The organism is Streptomyces sp. NPDC003248 (genome assembly GCF_055563235.1).
Genome location: NZ_JBVHDT010000001.1, coordinates 1,024,747 through 1,040,372 on the forward strand (window position 1 = coordinate 1,024,747; position 15,626 = coordinate 1,040,372).

14 protein-coding genes are annotated in these 15,626 nt (G+C 74.5%); 10 read left to right on the top strand and 4 right to left on the bottom strand.

Translation table 11 applies throughout. The features are described from left to right. The first annotated feature begins 93 nt into the window (after positions 1–93). On the top strand, positions 94–1,110 hold the full coding sequence (locus ACZ3KJ_RS04350; RefSeq protein WP_467524461.1) for a C40 family peptidase: 1,017 nt from the start codon (positions 94–96) through the stop codon (positions 1,108–1,110). A gap of 52 nt (positions 1,111–1,162) precedes the next feature. Continuing rightward, a complete protein-coding gene (locus ACZ3KJ_RS04355; RefSeq protein WP_467524463.1) occupies positions 1,163–2,374 on the top strand; it encodes a hypothetical protein in 1,212 nt (403 codons plus the stop codon). A 328-nt stretch (positions 2,375–2,702) separates the two neighbouring features. Here ACZ3KJ_RS04355 and ACZ3KJ_RS04360 read toward each other — a convergent pair whose 3' ends face one another. Continuing rightward, on the bottom strand, positions 2,703–3,941 hold the full coding sequence (locus tag ACZ3KJ_RS04360; protein ID WP_467524465.1) for a glycosyltransferase 87 family protein: 1,239 nt from the start codon (positions 3,939–3,941) through the stop codon (positions 2,703–2,705). Between the two features lie 133 nt (positions 3,942–4,074). On the opposite strand from ACZ3KJ_RS04360, the gene ACZ3KJ_RS04365 reads away from it, so the two are divergent. Then, complete coding sequence (locus tag ACZ3KJ_RS04365) at positions 4,075–5,217, top strand: glycosyltransferase family 4 protein (protein WP_467524467.1); 1,143 nt, start codon at positions 4,075–4,077, stop codon at positions 5,215–5,217. Between the two features lie 302 nt (positions 5,218–5,519). On the opposite strand, the gene ACZ3KJ_RS04370 is transcribed toward ACZ3KJ_RS04365, so the two are convergent. Further along, the gene (locus ACZ3KJ_RS04370; protein ID WP_467524469.1) at positions 5,520–7,316 is read right to left on the bottom strand and encodes an AMP-dependent synthetase/ligase; all 1,797 of its coding nucleotides are present in this window, start codon (positions 7,314–7,316) and stop codon (positions 5,520–5,522) included. A 310-nt stretch (positions 7,317–7,626) separates the two neighbouring features. Between ACZ3KJ_RS04370 and ACZ3KJ_RS04375 the strand changes: the two genes are divergently transcribed. The 6 genes from ACZ3KJ_RS04375 (at position 7,627) to ACZ3KJ_RS04400 (ending at position 13,014) form a co-directional block, all read left to right on the top strand. Continuing rightward, complete coding sequence (locus ACZ3KJ_RS04375; RefSeq protein ID WP_389511625.1) at positions 7,627–8,424, top strand: metallophosphoesterase family protein; 798 nt, start codon at positions 7,627–7,629, stop codon at positions 8,422–8,424. A gap of 141 nt (positions 8,425–8,565) precedes the next feature. Next, positions 8,566–9,003, top strand: a complete 438-nt coding sequence (locus tag ACZ3KJ_RS04380) for an SRPBCC family protein (protein WP_389511624.1) — start codon at positions 8,566–8,568, stop codon at positions 9,001–9,003. A 263-nt stretch (positions 9,004–9,266) separates the two neighbouring features. Next, positions 9,267–10,430 carry an ArsA family ATPase gene (locus ACZ3KJ_RS04385; protein ID WP_467524471.1) on the top strand — a complete coding sequence of 388 codons (1,164 nt, stop codon included), beginning with the start codon at positions 9,267–9,269 and terminating at the stop codon, positions 10,428–10,430. A 57-nt stretch (positions 10,431–10,487) separates the two neighbouring features. Continuing rightward, complete coding sequence (locus ACZ3KJ_RS04390; RefSeq protein WP_467524473.1) at positions 10,488–11,030, top strand: DUF5304 domain-containing protein; 543 nt, start codon at positions 10,488–10,490, stop codon at positions 11,028–11,030. Positions 11,031–11,169: 139 nt separating this feature from the next. Next, positions 11,170–12,123, top strand: a complete 954-nt coding sequence (locus tag ACZ3KJ_RS04395) for an ROK family glucokinase (RefSeq protein ID WP_385076088.1) — start codon at positions 11,170–11,172, stop codon at positions 12,121–12,123. A gap of 138 nt (positions 12,124–12,261) precedes the next feature. After that, the gene (locus tag ACZ3KJ_RS04400; protein WP_467524475.1) at positions 12,262–13,014 is read left to right on the top strand and encodes an endonuclease/exonuclease/phosphatase family protein; all 753 of its coding nucleotides are present in this window, start codon (positions 12,262–12,264) and stop codon (positions 13,012–13,014) included. Between the two features lie 43 nt (positions 13,015–13,057). On the opposite strand, the gene ACZ3KJ_RS04405 is transcribed toward ACZ3KJ_RS04400, so the two are convergent. Both ACZ3KJ_RS04405 and ACZ3KJ_RS04410 read right to left on the bottom strand, forming a co-directional pair. Next, entirely contained in the window at positions 13,058–13,858 is an 801-nt protein-coding gene (locus ACZ3KJ_RS04405; protein WP_467524477.1) for a hypothetical protein, read from the bottom strand. Continuing rightward, a complete protein-coding gene (locus tag ACZ3KJ_RS04410; protein ID WP_467524479.1) occupies positions 13,851–14,630 on the bottom strand; it encodes an alpha/beta hydrolase in 780 nt (259 codons plus the stop codon). Before ACZ3KJ_RS04410 ends, ACZ3KJ_RS04405 begins: the two co-directional genes overlap by 8 nt. 177 nt (positions 14,631–14,807) lie before the next feature. Between ACZ3KJ_RS04410 and ACZ3KJ_RS04415 the strand changes: the two genes are divergently transcribed. Then, positions 14,808–15,599, top strand: coding sequence for a lysophospholipid acyltransferase family protein (locus tag ACZ3KJ_RS04415; RefSeq protein ID WP_467524481.1), 792 nt, complete (start codon positions 14,808–14,810; stop codon positions 15,597–15,599). Positions 15,600–15,626: the final 27 nt, after the last annotated feature.

Below are 15,626 nucleotides of genomic sequence, written 5' to 3' on the forward strand. Positions count from 1 at the left end.
GTGTGTGGCCGCGCGGGTCTTTTGCCGGGCCCCCACCACCGGGCTACTGTCGCCGCGTTTCCTCGTCCGTCAGTGGAAGGAGCGCGGCTTCCCGTGGGGTCCCATCGCCGCCTTGCACCGTCCGGGTTCGACCGGGGTGCCCTGTGCGTCCTGTCCGCCACGACCGCCCTCCTCGGCGCCGTGTCCGCCGCCGTACCGGCCCAGGCCGCACCGCTCGACGACACCCGCGCCGAGGTGGACCGCCTCTACCGGCAGGCCGAGAAGGCCACCGAGGCCTACAACGAGGCCGGCGAGCGGGCCGGGGCGCTGCGCCGGCAGGTCGGCGACTCCCAGGACCGGATCGCCCGCCAGCAGGAGCGCGTCAACGACCTGCGCGAGCGGCTCGGCTCGCTGGCCGGCGCGCAGTACCGCTCCGGCGGCCTCGACCCGTCCCTCGCGCTGCTGTTCTCCGACGACCCCGAGGACTACCTCGACCGGGCCTCCGTCCTCGACCGGATCACCACCCACCAGGCCGGTGAGCTGTCGGACCTCCAGGACGCCCTGCGCGACCTGGCCCAGGAACGCGCCGAGGCGTCCCGGCAGCTGGGCGAGCTGGAGAAGAGCCGCAAGGCCGTCGCCCGGCACAAGCGGACCGTCGAGGGGAAGCTCGCCAGGGCCCGGCAACTGCTCAACTCCCTGCCGTCCGCGGCGCGCGCCGCCTACGACCGGGCCTCCCGTTCCGGCCGCGCCGGCCTGCCCGGCCCCGGGAGCGCCGCCCCGGCCTCGGGCCGGGCGGCCGCCGCCCTGGCCGCCGCCCGCTCCGCGCTCGGCAGGCCGTACGTCTGGGGCGCCAACGGGCCCTCCGGCTTCGACTGTTCGGGCCTGGTGCAGTGGTCGTACGCGCAGGCCGGCGTCTCCCTGCCGCGCACCTCGCAGGCGCAGGCGTACGCCGGCCGGCAGGTCCCGCTCTCCCAGGCCCGGCCCGGAGACATCGTCACCTACCGCTCCGACGCCGGCCACGTCGGCATGTACGCCGGCAACGGCCAGGTCATCCACGCCCCCTATCCGGGCGCGCCGGTGCGCTACGACCCGGTCGGGATGATGCCCGTGTCGGCGGTGACGCGGCCCTGACGGGCCCCTGGGCCGGGTTCCGGCCCGGGCGGGTCCCCGTACGATCGGGAGAATGGCTGGTCGAAGACGGGCGCGCGGATCCCGGGACGCGGGGCTGTGGCGGGCGCTGCTGTCCCCGGTGCTCCTGCTGGTGCTGCTCGTGGGGTGCGGGGGACGGCCCGCGACGGACGGCGTCCGGGCCGATGTGCAGCGGGTGCTCGACCGGCGGGCCGCCGCCCTGCTGGCCCACGACGCGGACGCCTACGCCGCCACCGGTCCGAGCGCCGGATACGCCCGGCTGCGGGCCGTGCCGCTGGCCGGCTGGTCCTACCGGGTGACCGCCGTGCACCGCAGCGGCGACACCGCCACCGCCGACGCGGAGCTCAGCTACCGCCTCACCGGTCACGACCGGGCCCCGGTCACCGCCGACCGCAGCGTGCGCCTCGCCCGCGACGCGGACGGACGCTGGACCGTCACCTCCGAGCGGCCCGCCGGGAAGGCCGGCGAACAGCTGTGGGACCAGGGCACGGTGACCGTCGTCCGCGGCGCGCACAGCCTGGTGCTGGGCGTCGGGCAGTCCACCGCCCGGCTGCGGGACTTCGCCGGCCTGGCCGACCGGGCGGTCCCCGCCGTCTCGGAGGCCTGGGGCACGGACTGGGCGCGCGGCGTCGTGCTGCTCGTCCCCGGGTCGCTGGACGGCATGGCGGCGCTGCTCGGCTCGCCCGCCTCCTCCTACCGGGGGATCGCCGCGGTCACCACGGCCGAGACGGGGGGCGCGGGCCCGGCCCCCGCGGACCGGGTCGTCGTCAACCCGGACGCGTACGGCTCGCTGGGCCCGCTCGGGCAGCAGGTCGTACTGACCCACGAGACCACCCATGTCGCCACCCGCGCCCACACCAACGCCGCCACCCCGCTGTGGCTCTCCGAGGGCTACGCCGACTGGATCGGCTACCGCGGCACCGGCCGCACCCCGCGGCAGGTCGCCCCCGAACTCGTCGGCGCCCTCGCCGCGGGGGAGTCGCCCGAGGACCTCCCCGCCGACGACGACTTCGGCTTCGCCGGGGACGCGGACCGGCTGGCGCGGGCGTACGAGGGCGGCTGGCTGGCCTGCCGCCTGATCGCCGACCGGTGGGGCGAGGAGCGGCTGGAGGCGTTCTACCGGGCCGTCGGGGCGCACGGGAAGCGGGACGGGGCGGTCGAGGACGCGCTGGAGAGCGCGCTCGGGACGACGACGGAGGACTTCACCGCCGCCTGGCGGCAGTACCTGCACGACGAACTGGGCTGAACCGGCGGCCCGCCCCACGCCGCCCACGCGACCGCGGGCTGCCCGGCGGCTCGGTGGGCGGGTGGTTCGCGGTGGCGGACAGGGGGTGGGGGCGTGTAGCGGATGCGGATGCGGATGCGGATGCGGCGGGGGCGCGTGACCGTGCCGGCCGTTCCGGCGGCCTGCCGGCACAGTCGGCCGCGGTGGGGCGCGCGATCGGCCGCGGTGGGGCGCGTGGTCGCGGTCGCGGTGGGGCGCGGGTGGTTCGCCGGGGTGGTGGCGGACGGGGTGGTCGGGGTGGCTGCCGGGGTGGTGGCGGGTGATCCGGTCGGTCGCGGTGGGTGGGGTGTCAGGAGGAGACCGGGGTGCCGTCGGTGCGGGCGGTGGGGGCGGGGAGGGGGGCCGGGGCGCCGGGGCGGGGCACGGTGGAGCGCCACAGCCGTACGGCGGCGGTGACCGCGGCCGCCACCAGGAGGCCGTTGCGCAGGAACAGGAGGGTGACGCCGAGGGCGTCGCTCGCGACGACGTGCGCGAACCAGAGGGGGAACTCCAGGACCGTCACCGGCGTCGCGGCCAGCACCAGCGCGGCCGGCAGCCCCATGCGGGTGCCCCGGAAGCACAGGCAGACGGCCGCCAGACCGACCAGCCACACCATGTACTGGGGGCTGATCACCCGGCTGGTGACGGTGAACAGCAGGACGGCGGTGAGGGCGGCGTCCGCGAGCGTGTGCGGCGCGAACCGCCGGGCCCGCAGCCGCCACACCAGCAGCCAGCCGAAGGCCAGCGCGGCGAGCCCCAGGGCCGCGTCGCTCACCGTGTCCACCCACGGCCCGAGGAACTCCACCGAGCCGTAGTGGAGCAGCACCTCGCCCTGCCAGCCCGCCTGCCGGGCCAGGTGGAAGACGAGCGCGCCCAGCGACTCCACCTCGGTGCCCCGGTCCCGCTGGAACGTCAGGAAGGCGAAGGCGCCCGGCATCACCGCCGCGAACAGACCGGCCAGCGCGGCCGCGGTCACCGCCGCCGCGGCCCACGCCCGCCGCCGCACCGCACCGACGAGCAGCAGCGCCGGCCACACCTTCAGCAGCGCACCGAAGCCGGCCAGCGCGCCCATCGCCCGCGGGTGGCGGGCCCCGGCGACCAGCGCGGCCACCGCGACCGCGGTCACCATCACGTCGTAGCGGGAGTAGACCGTCGGGCCGAGCAGCGGCAGGCCCACCACCCACACCCACACCCCGCGCGCCGACCGGCCCGGACGCAGGCCCGTGTGCAGCAGCAGCGTGAGGACGGCCAGGTCGGCGAGGAAGGCCAGGACGAAGAAGGCCGACGCGTAGTCCAGGAACGGCAGCAGGGCGGGCGACAGGATCGCCAGGGCGGCGGCCGGCGGGTACTGCCAGGTGACATCGCCCTGCGGGAACGTTCCGCCGCTCAGCACCTCGTACCAGCCCCGGTAGATGACCGACACGTCGCTGGTGACGTCGGGGCCGGGGAAGACGACCACCTTGAACACCCAGAGCAGCAGGACGAACCGGGTCACGCCCCAGACGGCCAGCAACCCGGCCGGGTTCGTCGGGGAGCGCCTGCCGTCCATGAACTCCACTTCCGTCCCCGTTCGTCCTCATGGTCAGGTCATGTCGGCGACATGATCTCGCGCCCGGCTGTGCGCAGGCCGTGAAGCCCGGCCGGGCGCAGCTGTGAACACGGGTTGGATAAGGTCGGCGGCGATGCACAAGACCCTGATCGTGACGAACGACTTCCCGCCCCGCCCCGGCGGCATCCAGGCGTTCCTGCACAACATGGCGCTGCGCCTCGACCCCGAGCGGCTCGTCGTCTACGCCTCCACCTGGAAGCGCGGCCGGGAGGGGGCCGAGGCCACGGCGGCCTTCGACGCCGAGCAGCCCTTCACCGTCGTCCGTGACCGTACGACGATGCTGCTGCCCACGCCAGGGGCGACCCGGCGGGCGGTCGGGCTGCTGCGCGAACACGGGTGCACGGCGGTGTGGTTCGGAGCGGCGGCGCCCCTTGGGCTGATGGCGCCCGCGCTGCGCCGGGCCGGCGCCGAACGGCTGGTGGCCACCACGCACGGGCACGAGGCCGGGTGGGCGCAACTGCCCGCCTCCCGGCAGCTGCTGGGCCGGATCGGCGAGTCCACCGACACGATCACCTACCTCGGCGAGTACACGCGGGCGCGGATCGCGACCGCGCTGAGCGCCGGGGCGGCCGGCCGGATGGTGCACCTGCCGCCCGGCGTCGACGAGAAGACCTTCCACCCGGACTCCGGCGGGGACGAGGTGCGCTCCCGGCTCGGCCTCACCGACCGGCCGGTGGTGGTGTGCGTCTCGCGGCTGGTGCCGCGCAAGGGCCAGGACACGCTGATCCGGGCCATGCCCCACGTCCTGGCCGCCGAGCCGGACGCCGTCCTGCTGATCGTCGGCGGCGGGCCGTACGAGAAGGACCTGCGCCGGCTGGCGCACGAGACGGGCGTGGCCGACTCCGTGCGGTTCACCGGCGCCGTGCCCTGGTCGGAGCTGCCCGCGCACTACGGCGCCGGCGACGTCTTCGCCATGCCGTGCCGCACCCGCCGGGGCGGGCTCGACGTCGAGGGCCTCGGGATCGTCTACCTGGAGGCCTCCGCGACCGGGCTGCCCGTCGTGGCCGGCGACTCCGGCGGCGCCCCCGACGCCGTGCTGGACGGCGAGACCGGCTGGGTGGTGCGGGGCGGCTCACCGCGGGAGGCCGCCGAGCGGATCGTCGTCCTCCTCGGCGACGCCGAGCTGCGCCGCCGGATGGGGGAGCGGGGGCGGCAGTGGGTGGAGGAGCGCTGGCGCTGGGACCTGCTGGCGCAGAGGCTCGGGGACCTGCTGTAGGGCGCGGCGCGGCCCGTCGGGGCACGGGGCCGGTACCTCGTGGGCGGAGGACGCCCGGCATCCGGTGACCCGTGCGCGGAGCGTTCGGCCTGTCCGCGGGGCCTTCGACGTCAACGCGGCGGGCTCGACGTCCCTCCCGCGCGCCTGTGCGACCCCCGACGCCGCCGCCCCGCGCGCCTGTGCGCCCCCCGGCGCCGCCGCCACGGTCGACGCGAACGGACGGGAGGCGCGGACCCCGTCCCGGAGCCCGCGCCTCCCGTCCATCCGTGTCCTGACGCTCCGTCAGAATCCGTTCATCCTTGCTACTTGGCGTAGATGGCCTCGATCTCGGCCGCGTAGTCCTTCGCCACGACGTTGCGCTTGAGCTTGAGCGACGGGGTGAGGTGCCCCGAGTCCTCGGTGAACTGGGAGGAGAGGACGCGGAACTTGCGCACCGACTCCGCCTTCGACACCGCGGCGTTGCCGTCGTCGACCGCCGCCTGGACCGCCGCGAGCAGATCGGGGTCCTCGCGCAGCGACGCCGCGGTGGAACCGGCCGGCTTGCCGTGGTCGGAGGCCCAACGGCCCAGGAACTCCTCGTCGATGGTGACCAGCGCGCCCACGAACGGCCGCCCGTCGCCCACCACCATGCACTCCGCGACCAGGGCGTGCGACCGGATGCGGTCCTCGATCACGGCCGGGGCGACGTTCTTGCCGCCCGCCGTGACGATGATCTCCTTCTTGCGGCCGGTGATGCTCAGGTAGCCGTCCTCGTCGAGGGTGCCGATGTCACCGGTGTGGAACCAGCCGTCGGCCAGCGCCTCGGCGGTCGCGCCGGGGTTGTTCCAGTACTCCTTGAACAGGTGCTCGCCGTGCAGCAGCACCTCGCCGTCGTCGGCGATGCGCACGACCGAGCCCGGCAGCGGCTGGCCGACCGTGCCGATCTTCTGCCGGTCCCACGGGTTGAAGGCGGTCGCCGCGCAGGACTCCGTCAGGCCGTAGCCCTCCAGGACGGTGAAGCCGATGCCGCGGAAGAAGTGGCCCAGGCGCTCGCCCAGCGGGGCGCCGCCGGAGATCGCGTACTCGCCGCGGCCGCCGAGGACCGCGCGCAGCTTGCTGTAGACGAGCGCGTCGAACACCTTGTGCTTGATCCTCAGCCCGATGGACGGGCCCGACGGGGTGTCCCGCGCCCTGCTGTACGCGATCGCGGTGTCCGCCGCCTTGTCGAAGATCGCGCCCTTGCCGTCGGCCTGCGCCTTGGCGCGCGCCCCGTTGTAGACCTTCTCGAAGACGCGCGGCACGCCGAGGATCAGCGTCGGCCGGAAGGACGCCAGTTCGTCGGTGAGGTTCTTGATGTCCGGGACCGTGCCCAGCTTGATCGGCGCCATCATCGGCGCGATCTGCACCAGCCGGCCGAAGACGTGCGCGAGGGGCAGGAAGAGCAGCACGCTGCACTCCCCGGTGCGGAACAGCGGACGCAGCCGCTCCACCACGTTGCCGCACTCGGCGAAGAAGCTGCGGTGGGTGAGGACACAGCCCTTGGGCCGGCCGGTCGTGCCGGAGGTGTAGACGATGGTGGCCGGGTCGTCGGCCTTGGCGAGCGAGCTGCGCTCCTCGACCGCCTCGTCGGAGACGTCCTGGCCGAGCCGCCCGAGCTCCGCCACGCCCCCGCCCTCGATCTGCCAGACGTGTTTCAGGGCGGGCAGGGCGTCGCGCACCGACTCGACGGCCGCGGCGTGGGTGTCCAGCTCGACGAGGCAGGCGGTGGCGCCCGAGTCGGAGAGGATCCACCGCACCTGCTCCGGCGAGCTGGTCTCGTACACCGGCACGGTGACGGCGCCCGCGCACCAGATCGCGAAGTCCAGCAGCGTCCACTCGTACCGGGTGCGCGACATCAGGCCGACGCGGTCGCCCGGCTGCACCCCGGAGGCGATGAGGCCCTTGGCGGCGGCGTGCACCTCGGCCAGGAAGGCGGTGGCGGTCACGTCCTGCCAGGCGCCGCCCGCCTTGCGCGCGATGACGGCGACGTCAGGGTGCTGCGCGGCGTTTCTGCGGACGATGTCGGTCAGATTGCCGTCCGCAGGGACCTCGTACAAAGCCGGAAGGCTGAACTCGCGCAAGACTGCTGCTCCTCTTAGGGCGCCGGCGCCACGACGTTGTGCGATGCGACGGTGCGGTCCAAGGCTCGGGCGAGTGCTCGGGGTCGCCAAGGGCTGCGGGCCACTGGTTGAATTCCTGAGCACGACGGGACTGCCCGGACGTTACCCGCCGGTATGGCTTCTTCGACAGGGGGTCCCGGCGAGATGTTCGCTGCGTCACACAGATTGCTTTATCCCGCGCACAGTAGTTCATCCACTTGCTGACTGGCCAGTAACCGCAGGTCCGGCTGCCACTGTTCACGTTTGCCCCACACGCCTACCCTTGATCGCCATGGCATCCACACCCTCCGGAAACCACAGGACGCGTGTTCATGTGGTCAGCGACGTCCACGGCAACGCGCGCGACCTGGCCCGGGCGGGCGACGGCGCGGACGCCCTGATCTGCCTCGGGGACCTCGTCCTCTTCCTCGACTACGCCGACCACTCGCGCGGCATCTTCCCCGACCTCTTCGGCGTGGAGAACGCCGACCGGATCGTCGCGCTGCGCACGGCCCGCCGCTTCGAGGAGGCCCGGGAACTGGGGGCGCGGCTGTGGGCGGGGGTCGGCGACGACCGGGCGGCGGTCATCGAACGGGCGGTGCGGGGACAGTACGCCGAGATGTTCGCGGCGTTCCCGACCCCGACGTACGCCACCTACGGCAACGTCGACATGCCGCCGCTGTGGCCGGAGTACGCCGGGCCGGGGACGACCGTGCTGGACGGGGAGCGGGTGGAGATCGGCGGACGGGTCTTCGGCTTCGTGGGCGGCGGCCTGCGCACGCCGATGCGGACGCCGTACGAGATCGACGACGAGGAGTACGCGGCGAAGATCGAGGCCGTGGGCGAGGTGGACGTGCTCTGCACGCACATCCCGCCCGAGGTGCCGGAACTCGTCTACGACACCGTCGCGCGCCGCTTCGAACGGGGCAGCCGGGCGCTGCTGGACGCGATCCGCCGCACCCGCCCCCGCTACTCGCTCTTCGGCCACGTCCACCAGCCGCTGGTGCGGCGGATGCGCATCGGGGCGACCGAATGCGTGAACGTGGGGCACTTCGCGGGGACCGGGAAGCCCTGGGCGCTGGAGTGGTGAGGGCCGGTGCCCGGCGGGCGCGCGCCACGGGGTGAAGGCGGCCGGTCGGGTGCGCGGTAGCCTTCACGCTGCACACACGTGCGCACGGCGGCGCACGGGTGACCTCTCCCTACCGGCCCGCATCTGTGAGGAGCCACGGCGATGGCGGAACACACCAGCTCGAGCATCACGATCGATGCGGCACCGACCGAGGTCATGGCCGTCATCGCCGACTTCGCCCGCTACCCGGACTGGACCGGCGAGGTGAAGGAGGCGGAGGTCCTCGGCACCGACAGCGCCGGCCGCGCCGAGCAGGTACGGCTGGTCATGGACGCGGGCGCGATCAAGGACGACCAGACGCTGGCGTACACCTGGAGCGGTGAGCACGAGGTGTCCTGGACGCTGGTGAAGTCCCAGATGCTGCGGTCGCTGGACGGCTCGTACCTCCTCGCACCGGCGGGCGGCGGCACCGAGGTCACCTACCGGCTGACGGTGGACGTCAAGATCCCCATGCTCGGCATGATCAAGCGCAAGGCCGAGAAGGTCATCATCGACCGCGCGCTCGCGGGACTGAAGAAGCGGGTGGAGTCGGGCCGGTAGCACCGATTCCGGCGCGGACGCGGGCGTCGCCGGGCCGCCGTCCCCACGCCGGCTCGGGTCCGCCCGGGTGTGCCGCCCCCGTGCCGACGCGGGCGTCGCCGGGGCCGCCGCCCCCGTGCCGACGCGGGCGTCGCCGGGCCGCCGCCTCCGTGCCGACGCGGGCGTCGCCGGGGCCGCCGCCGCCCGTGCCGGTGTCGCACAGGTGCGGCCGGCGCCCACCGGTGAGCGGGCCGCCACCTCGGTGTCCGTTACCGTTCACCCTCATGCGCACCCTCCTGATCACCGGCCCCGGCGGCAGTGGCCGTACGACCGTTGCCGCGGCGACCGCACTCGGGGCGGCCGGCGCCGGCGTCAAGACGCTCGTGCTCAGCGCCGACCGCGCCGACACCCTGGGGGCGGCGCTCGGCGTGCCGACCGGGGCCGCCCCGGCACGGGTCACGCCCGCCCTCACCGCCTGGCGCCCCGACGCCGCCGCCGGCTTCCGCGACGACCTCGCCGGCTTCCAGGACCGCGCCTCCACCGTCCTCGACCTGCTCGGCGCCTCCCGGCTGGACCCGGAGGAGGTCACCCCGCTGCCCGGCGCGGAGGAGCTGACCCTGCTGCGCGCGCTGCGGGACGCCGCCCTCTCCGACTCCCACGACCTCCTCGTCGTCGACCTGCCGCCCACCCCGCAGGCCCTCGCCCTCCTCGCCCTCCCCGAGGAGCTCCGCCGCTACCTGCGCCGCCTCCTCCCTCCCGAACGGCAGGCCGCCCGCGCCCTGCGCCCCGTCCTCGGACGCCTCGCCGGCGTCCCCATGCCCGCCGAGTGGCTGTACGAGACGACCGCCCGCTGGGACCTGGAACTGGCCGCCGTGCAGGCCGTCCTCGCCGACCGGCGGACCGCCGTACGCCTGGTCGCCGAGCCGGGACCGGCCGGTGACGACGCCGTGCGCGACGCGCGCCTCGGCCTCGCCCTGCGCGCCCTGCCCGTCGAGTCCCTCGTCGCCAACCGCGTCCTGCCCGAGACGGCCGACGACGGCGGCCCCCTCGCCGCTCTCGTGGCCCAGCAGCGGAAGTTCCTGGGGGAGTGGGACGACGCCCGGACCGTCGCCCACCTCGGCCGCGACCCCCGCGGCGGCGACGACCTCGCCGCGCTCTCCGTCCCCGGCGTCGACCCGGCGCCCTCCCCGGTCGAGTGGCCGGTGTCCGACCGGCTGGCCGACGACGGCGTGCTCGTGTGGCACATCCCCCTGCCCGGCGTCATACGCGACGACCTCGACCTCGTCCGGCGCGGCGACGAACTCGTCGTCACCGCCGGTCCGTTCCGCCGGATCGTCGCCCTGCCCTCCGCCCTGCGCCGCTGTACCGTCGACGGTGCCGGCCTGCGCGAGGGCGAACTGCGCGTCCGGTTCGCACCGGATCCCGCGCTGTGGCCGCGGACCCGGTGAACGCCGTACCGCCGTTCGGGTACCGTCGGAGAGACGAACCGTAGTCAGGAGTCCGTCATGAGCGAAGAGCTCCCCCCGCCCGGCGCATGGGGGTCCCCCCGCTCGAGCGAAGCCGAGAGCGGGGGAGAGCACGAGGCCGTCGCCGAGGAGCCGCGCGCCACCGACGCCGACGCCTGGGCCACCGCCTGCGCCGAGGACCTCGCGGAGGAGAAGGCCCGCCGCCACGGCCGCAACGGCCCGCCTCCCGGCTCCGCCGCCGAGGAACTGCGCAAGTTCGTCGACACCGTCGCCGACAAGCTCGCCGGCCTCCCGTCCTCCCCCCTGCTCGGCGCGGTCGCCGGGCCCGCCGCCCAGCAGGTGGTGCGCCAGGTCGTCCAGCAGGCCAAGGCCGCCGTCGAACCTGTCCTGGAGCGCAACCCGGACGTCTTCGACCACCTCGCCAAGGCCGGCGGCGAACTGCTCGCCGCCTACCGCTCCGCCGTCCAGCACCAGGAGACGCGCTGGACGGCCCGCGCCCACGACCCGGCCCGGGACCCGAGCGGGCGTCCCGAGGGCGACGAGGGCACCGGCGGCCCCGGGCAGCGCATCGACCTGGACTGACCCACCCCTGTCGCCCGTCCCTGTCGTCCACCTCTGTCGCCGTCCGCCCGGCGCGTCCGCCGGGCGGACGGCCGGACCCCGACGGCAGGGCCTCGGGTACGGTTGGCCGTAGCGGGGCTCGACCGAAACTGAGGGATTCATGGGACTCACCATCGGCGTCGACATCGGCGGCACGAAGATCGCGGCCGGCGTGGTCGACGAGGAAGGCAACATCCTCTCGACCTTCAAGGTGCCCACCCCCACCACGCCCGAGGCCATCGTGGACGCCATCGCCTCGGCGGTGGAGGGGGCGCGCGCCGGGCACGACATCGTCGGCGTGGGCATCGGCGCCGCCGGATACGTCAACCGGCAGCGCTCGACGGTCTACTTCGCGCCGAACATCGACTGGCGCAACGAGCCGCTCAAGGAGAAGGTCGAGGCCCGCGTGGGCCTCCCGGTCGTCGTGGAGAACGACGCCAACGCCGCGGCCTGGGGCGAGTACAAGTTCGGCGCCGGCAAGGGCCACCGCAACGTCATCTGCATCACGCTCGGCACCGGACTCGGCGGCGGCATCATCATCGGCAACAAGCTGCGCCGCGGACACTTCGGCGTGGCCGCCGAGTTCGGCCACATCCGCATGGTGCCGGACGGCCTGCTGTGCGGCTGCGGCTCGCAGGGCTGCTGGGAGCAGTACGCCTCCGGCCGCGCCCTCGTGCGGTACGCCAAGCAGCGCGCCAACGCCACCCCCGAGCGCGCCGAGGTGCTCCTGGGCCTCGGCGACGGCACCCCCGACGGCATCGAGGGCAAGCACATCTCCATGGCCGCCCGCCAGGGCGACCCGGTCGCGGTCGACTCCTACCGCGAGCTCGCCCGCTGGGCCGGCGCCGGCCTCGCCGACCTCGCCTCCCTCTTCGACCCGTCCGCCTTCATCGTCGGCGGCGGCCTCTCCGACGAGGGCGACCTGGTGCTCGACCCGATCCGCAAGTCCTACAAGCGCTGGCTGGTCGGGGGCAACTGGCGCCCGGTCGCCGACGTGATCGCCGCCCAGCTCGGCAACAAGGCGGGCCTGGTGGGCGCGGCCGACCTGGCCCGCGAACCTGACCCCATCATGTGACGGACACCGTCCGAGGCACCGGCGGCCCCGCACCCCGTGAGGGATGCGGGGCCGCCCGCCTTCACGGATCCGCGCAGGGGCACGAGGGAACGACGGACAGCCGCCCCTCCCCGCCCGCTCACGACCTATCGTGACGGTATGGTGACGCCCCCGCTCGACAGCTCCCGCACCGAAGCCGACGGCTCCGCCGTCCTCCGCGTCCTCAGCTACAACATCCGCTCGATGCGCGACGACACCGCCGCCCTCGCCCGCGTGATCGCCGCCTGCGCCCCCGACCTGGTCCTCGTCCAGGAAGCCCCCCGGTTCTTCCGCTGGCGCAAGAAGCTCGCCCGGCTGGCGGCCGCCTCCGGGCAGGTGATCCTCACCGGCGGTGGCACGGCCGCCGGACCGGCCGTCCTGTGCTCACTGCGGGCGACCGTGGAACGCACCGAGGACGTGCTCCTGCCCCTCACCCCCGGACAGCACCGGCGCGGTCTCGCCACCGCCGTCGTCCGTTTCGCGGGCGCCCGGCTGGGGGTCCTCGGCTGTCATCTCGGTCTGCACCCGGGCGAGCGGTACGACCAGGCCGGCATGGTGCTCGACCGGCTCGCCGGTATGGGCGTGGAACACGCCGTCGTGGGCGGCGACCTCAACGAGGGGCCGGGCGGCCGCGCCTTCGCCCGCCTCACCGCCGGCCTCCAGGACTGCCGGGCCGCGGCCCCCTGGGGCGGCGACCTCACCTTCCCGTCCACCGGCCCCGACCGCCGCATCGACGCGATCCTCGCGACCAAGGGGGTGGAGGTACTGGGCTGCGGGGTCCCCGTAGGACACCCCGGGGTCACGGACGCCGACCTGAGGGCGGCCACGGACCACCTCCCGGTGCTGGCCGCCCTCAGAGTGCCGGGCGTCTAGTTCCCAGCTCGTCGTCCCGGGACGACGAGCGGTCGGGGCCGGGTCAGACCACCGCTCCGCTTCCCGGATCGCCGTCGTCCTCGTCGTCCGTCCGCATCCGCGCCACCAGCGTGACGAAGCCGCCGAGGAAGCCGCCGATGCCGACCGTCGCCAGCCACCAGGTCATCTCCCAGCCGAGCAGCACCGACAGCAGGAGCAGGAGAGGGCCGCCGACCACGCCGAGCCAGGCGAATCTGGCGGTCGTGTCGGCGGCGGGCAGCGGCGGCGGCTCGGGAGGGACGAAGTGACCCTCGTCGTCCTCGTCGAAGTCGGCCTCGGACGGCTTGCCGGGCGTGAAGTCGCGCGGGCCGACGCCGGGCGCGAAGGAGACCGAACCGCCCAGCGGCTTCACGGGCTCGGCCTCGTCCCCGGAACCGGGCACGGCCTCGTCCCCGGAACCGGGCTCGGAACCGGTGCCGGAACCGGCACCGGCGCCGGAGTCGGCGCCCGGACCGGCGCCGGAAGCCGGGCCGTCGGCGGCGCCCGTGCCGGAGCCGGTGCCGACGACGGCGGGACCGGAGCCGTCGTCGTTCGGCTCCGCCTCCAGAAGTGCCAGGTCCTCGACCGACTTGAACGGCTTGGCGCCCGGCGGATCCGCGGGCTCCTCGCCGTACCCCGCGACGATCGCCGCCCACGCGGCCTCCTCGTCGAAGGGCACGCTCTGCTCCTCCGGCTCGCGGCCGCGGCCGCCCGCGCGATCGTCGCGGTGCCCGTGGCCCTCGCGGCCCTCGCGGTCCTCGCGCCTCTCGCGTTCGCGGTCCTCGCGGTCCTCGCGGTCCTCGCGGTCGGAGTCGTGCTCAGCCACCTGCCGTCGTCCCTTCCTTGCCGACACTGGGTGCGAGCCGGCCGATGAACGCGACGCTCTCCTCGAAGATCCGGTCCGCGTCGTGGTCCAACGTCGCCACGTGATGGCTCTGTTCCAGCAGCACCTCGGTCACGTCCGTCGACGACACCCGGCTCAGGATCCGGGCCGGGTCGGCGGCCGGCACGACATGGTCGCGCGCGCTGCGCAGGAGCAGCAGCGGCTGGGTGACCTGCGGCAGCTCCTTGTCGACCAGCCGCAGGAAGACCCGCAGGGAGTGCGCCGCGTGCAGCGGCACCCGGTCGTAGCCGATCTCCTCGGCGCCCTCCTTCGCGATGTCGCTCGTGATCCCCTTCACCGTCCGCACCAGGTGGCGGGCGACGGGGAGGGCGTACGCGGACAGGCCGTGCACCTTGTTCGCCGGGTTGACGAGGACGACCCCGCCGACGCCGTCGCCGTGCCGTGCGGCGAGCCGCAGGGCCAGCGCGCCGCCCATCGACAGGCCGGCCACGAACACCTTGGCGCAGCGGTCGCGCAGGACGCGCAGCTCGCGGTCCAGCTCCGCGTACCAGTCCTGCCAGCCGGTGACCGCCATGTCCTCCCAGCGGGTGCCGTGCCCCGGCAGCAGGGGCAGGGCGACGGTCAGACCGTGCCCGGCGAGGTGCTGCGCCCAGGGGCGCAGTGACTGCGGGGAACCGGTGAAGCCGTGGCAGAGGAGGACTCCGACCTCTCCGCCTTCATGGCGGTACGGCTCGGCTCCAGCAAGGACCGGCACCTTCGGTCTCCCGTCTCGTCAGGTGGTCGGGTGGTCGGGTGGTCTGCATGGCAAGGGCGTGTGCTTCACCGTACGCGACCGCACTGACACCGACCAGGGTCGTCGGGACCATTGACGCCGCGCCGGGTTAAGGTCTGATCGACAGACACAGGAGGCACTCGGTTGTTGTACGGCGCGATGAAGGTTTCCATCGGGGGGCCACTGAAGATGATCTTCAGGCCCTGGGTGGAAGGCCTGGAGAACGTTCCCGCCGAGGGCCCCGCGATCCTGGCGAGCAACCACCTGTCCTTCTCGGACTCGTTCTTCCTGCCCGCGGTCCTCGACCGCAAGGTCACGTTCATCGCCAAGGCCGAGTACTTCACCACGCCCGGCGTGAAGGGCCGGCTGACGGCGGCCTTCTTCAAGGGCGTCGGCCAGCTCCCGGTGGACCGCTCCGGCGCGCGCGGCGCGGGCGAGGCGGCGATCAGGAGCGGCATACAGGTCCTGGAGAGCGGTGAGCTGTTCGGGATCTACCCGGAGGGCACCCGCTCGCCCGACGGCCGCCTCTACCGGGGCAAGCCCGGCGGCCTGGCGCGCGTGGCGCTGGCCACGGGCGCGCCGGTGATCCCCGTCGCCATGATCGACACCGAGAAGATCCAGCCGCCCGGCCAGGTGATGCCGAAGGTGATGCGGCCCGGCATCCGCATCGGCAGGCCCCTGGACTTCAGCCGCTACCACGGCATGGACCACGACCGCTTCGTGCTCCGCGCGCTGACCGACGAGGTCATGTACGAGATCATGAAGCTCTCCGGCCAGGAGTACGTCGACATGTACGCGACCGCCGCCAAGCGGCAGATCGCGGAGGCGGCGAAGGCCGAGAAGGAGGCCGGGAAGGCCGGCCGGGAAGCCGGCAAGGCCGCGAAGGCGGCGCTCGCCCAGGCGGAGAAGGACCAGGCGGACAAGGAGAAGTCCGAGAGATCCGAGTCCTAGACGGGCAGTCCGGGACAGGGGGGTGGG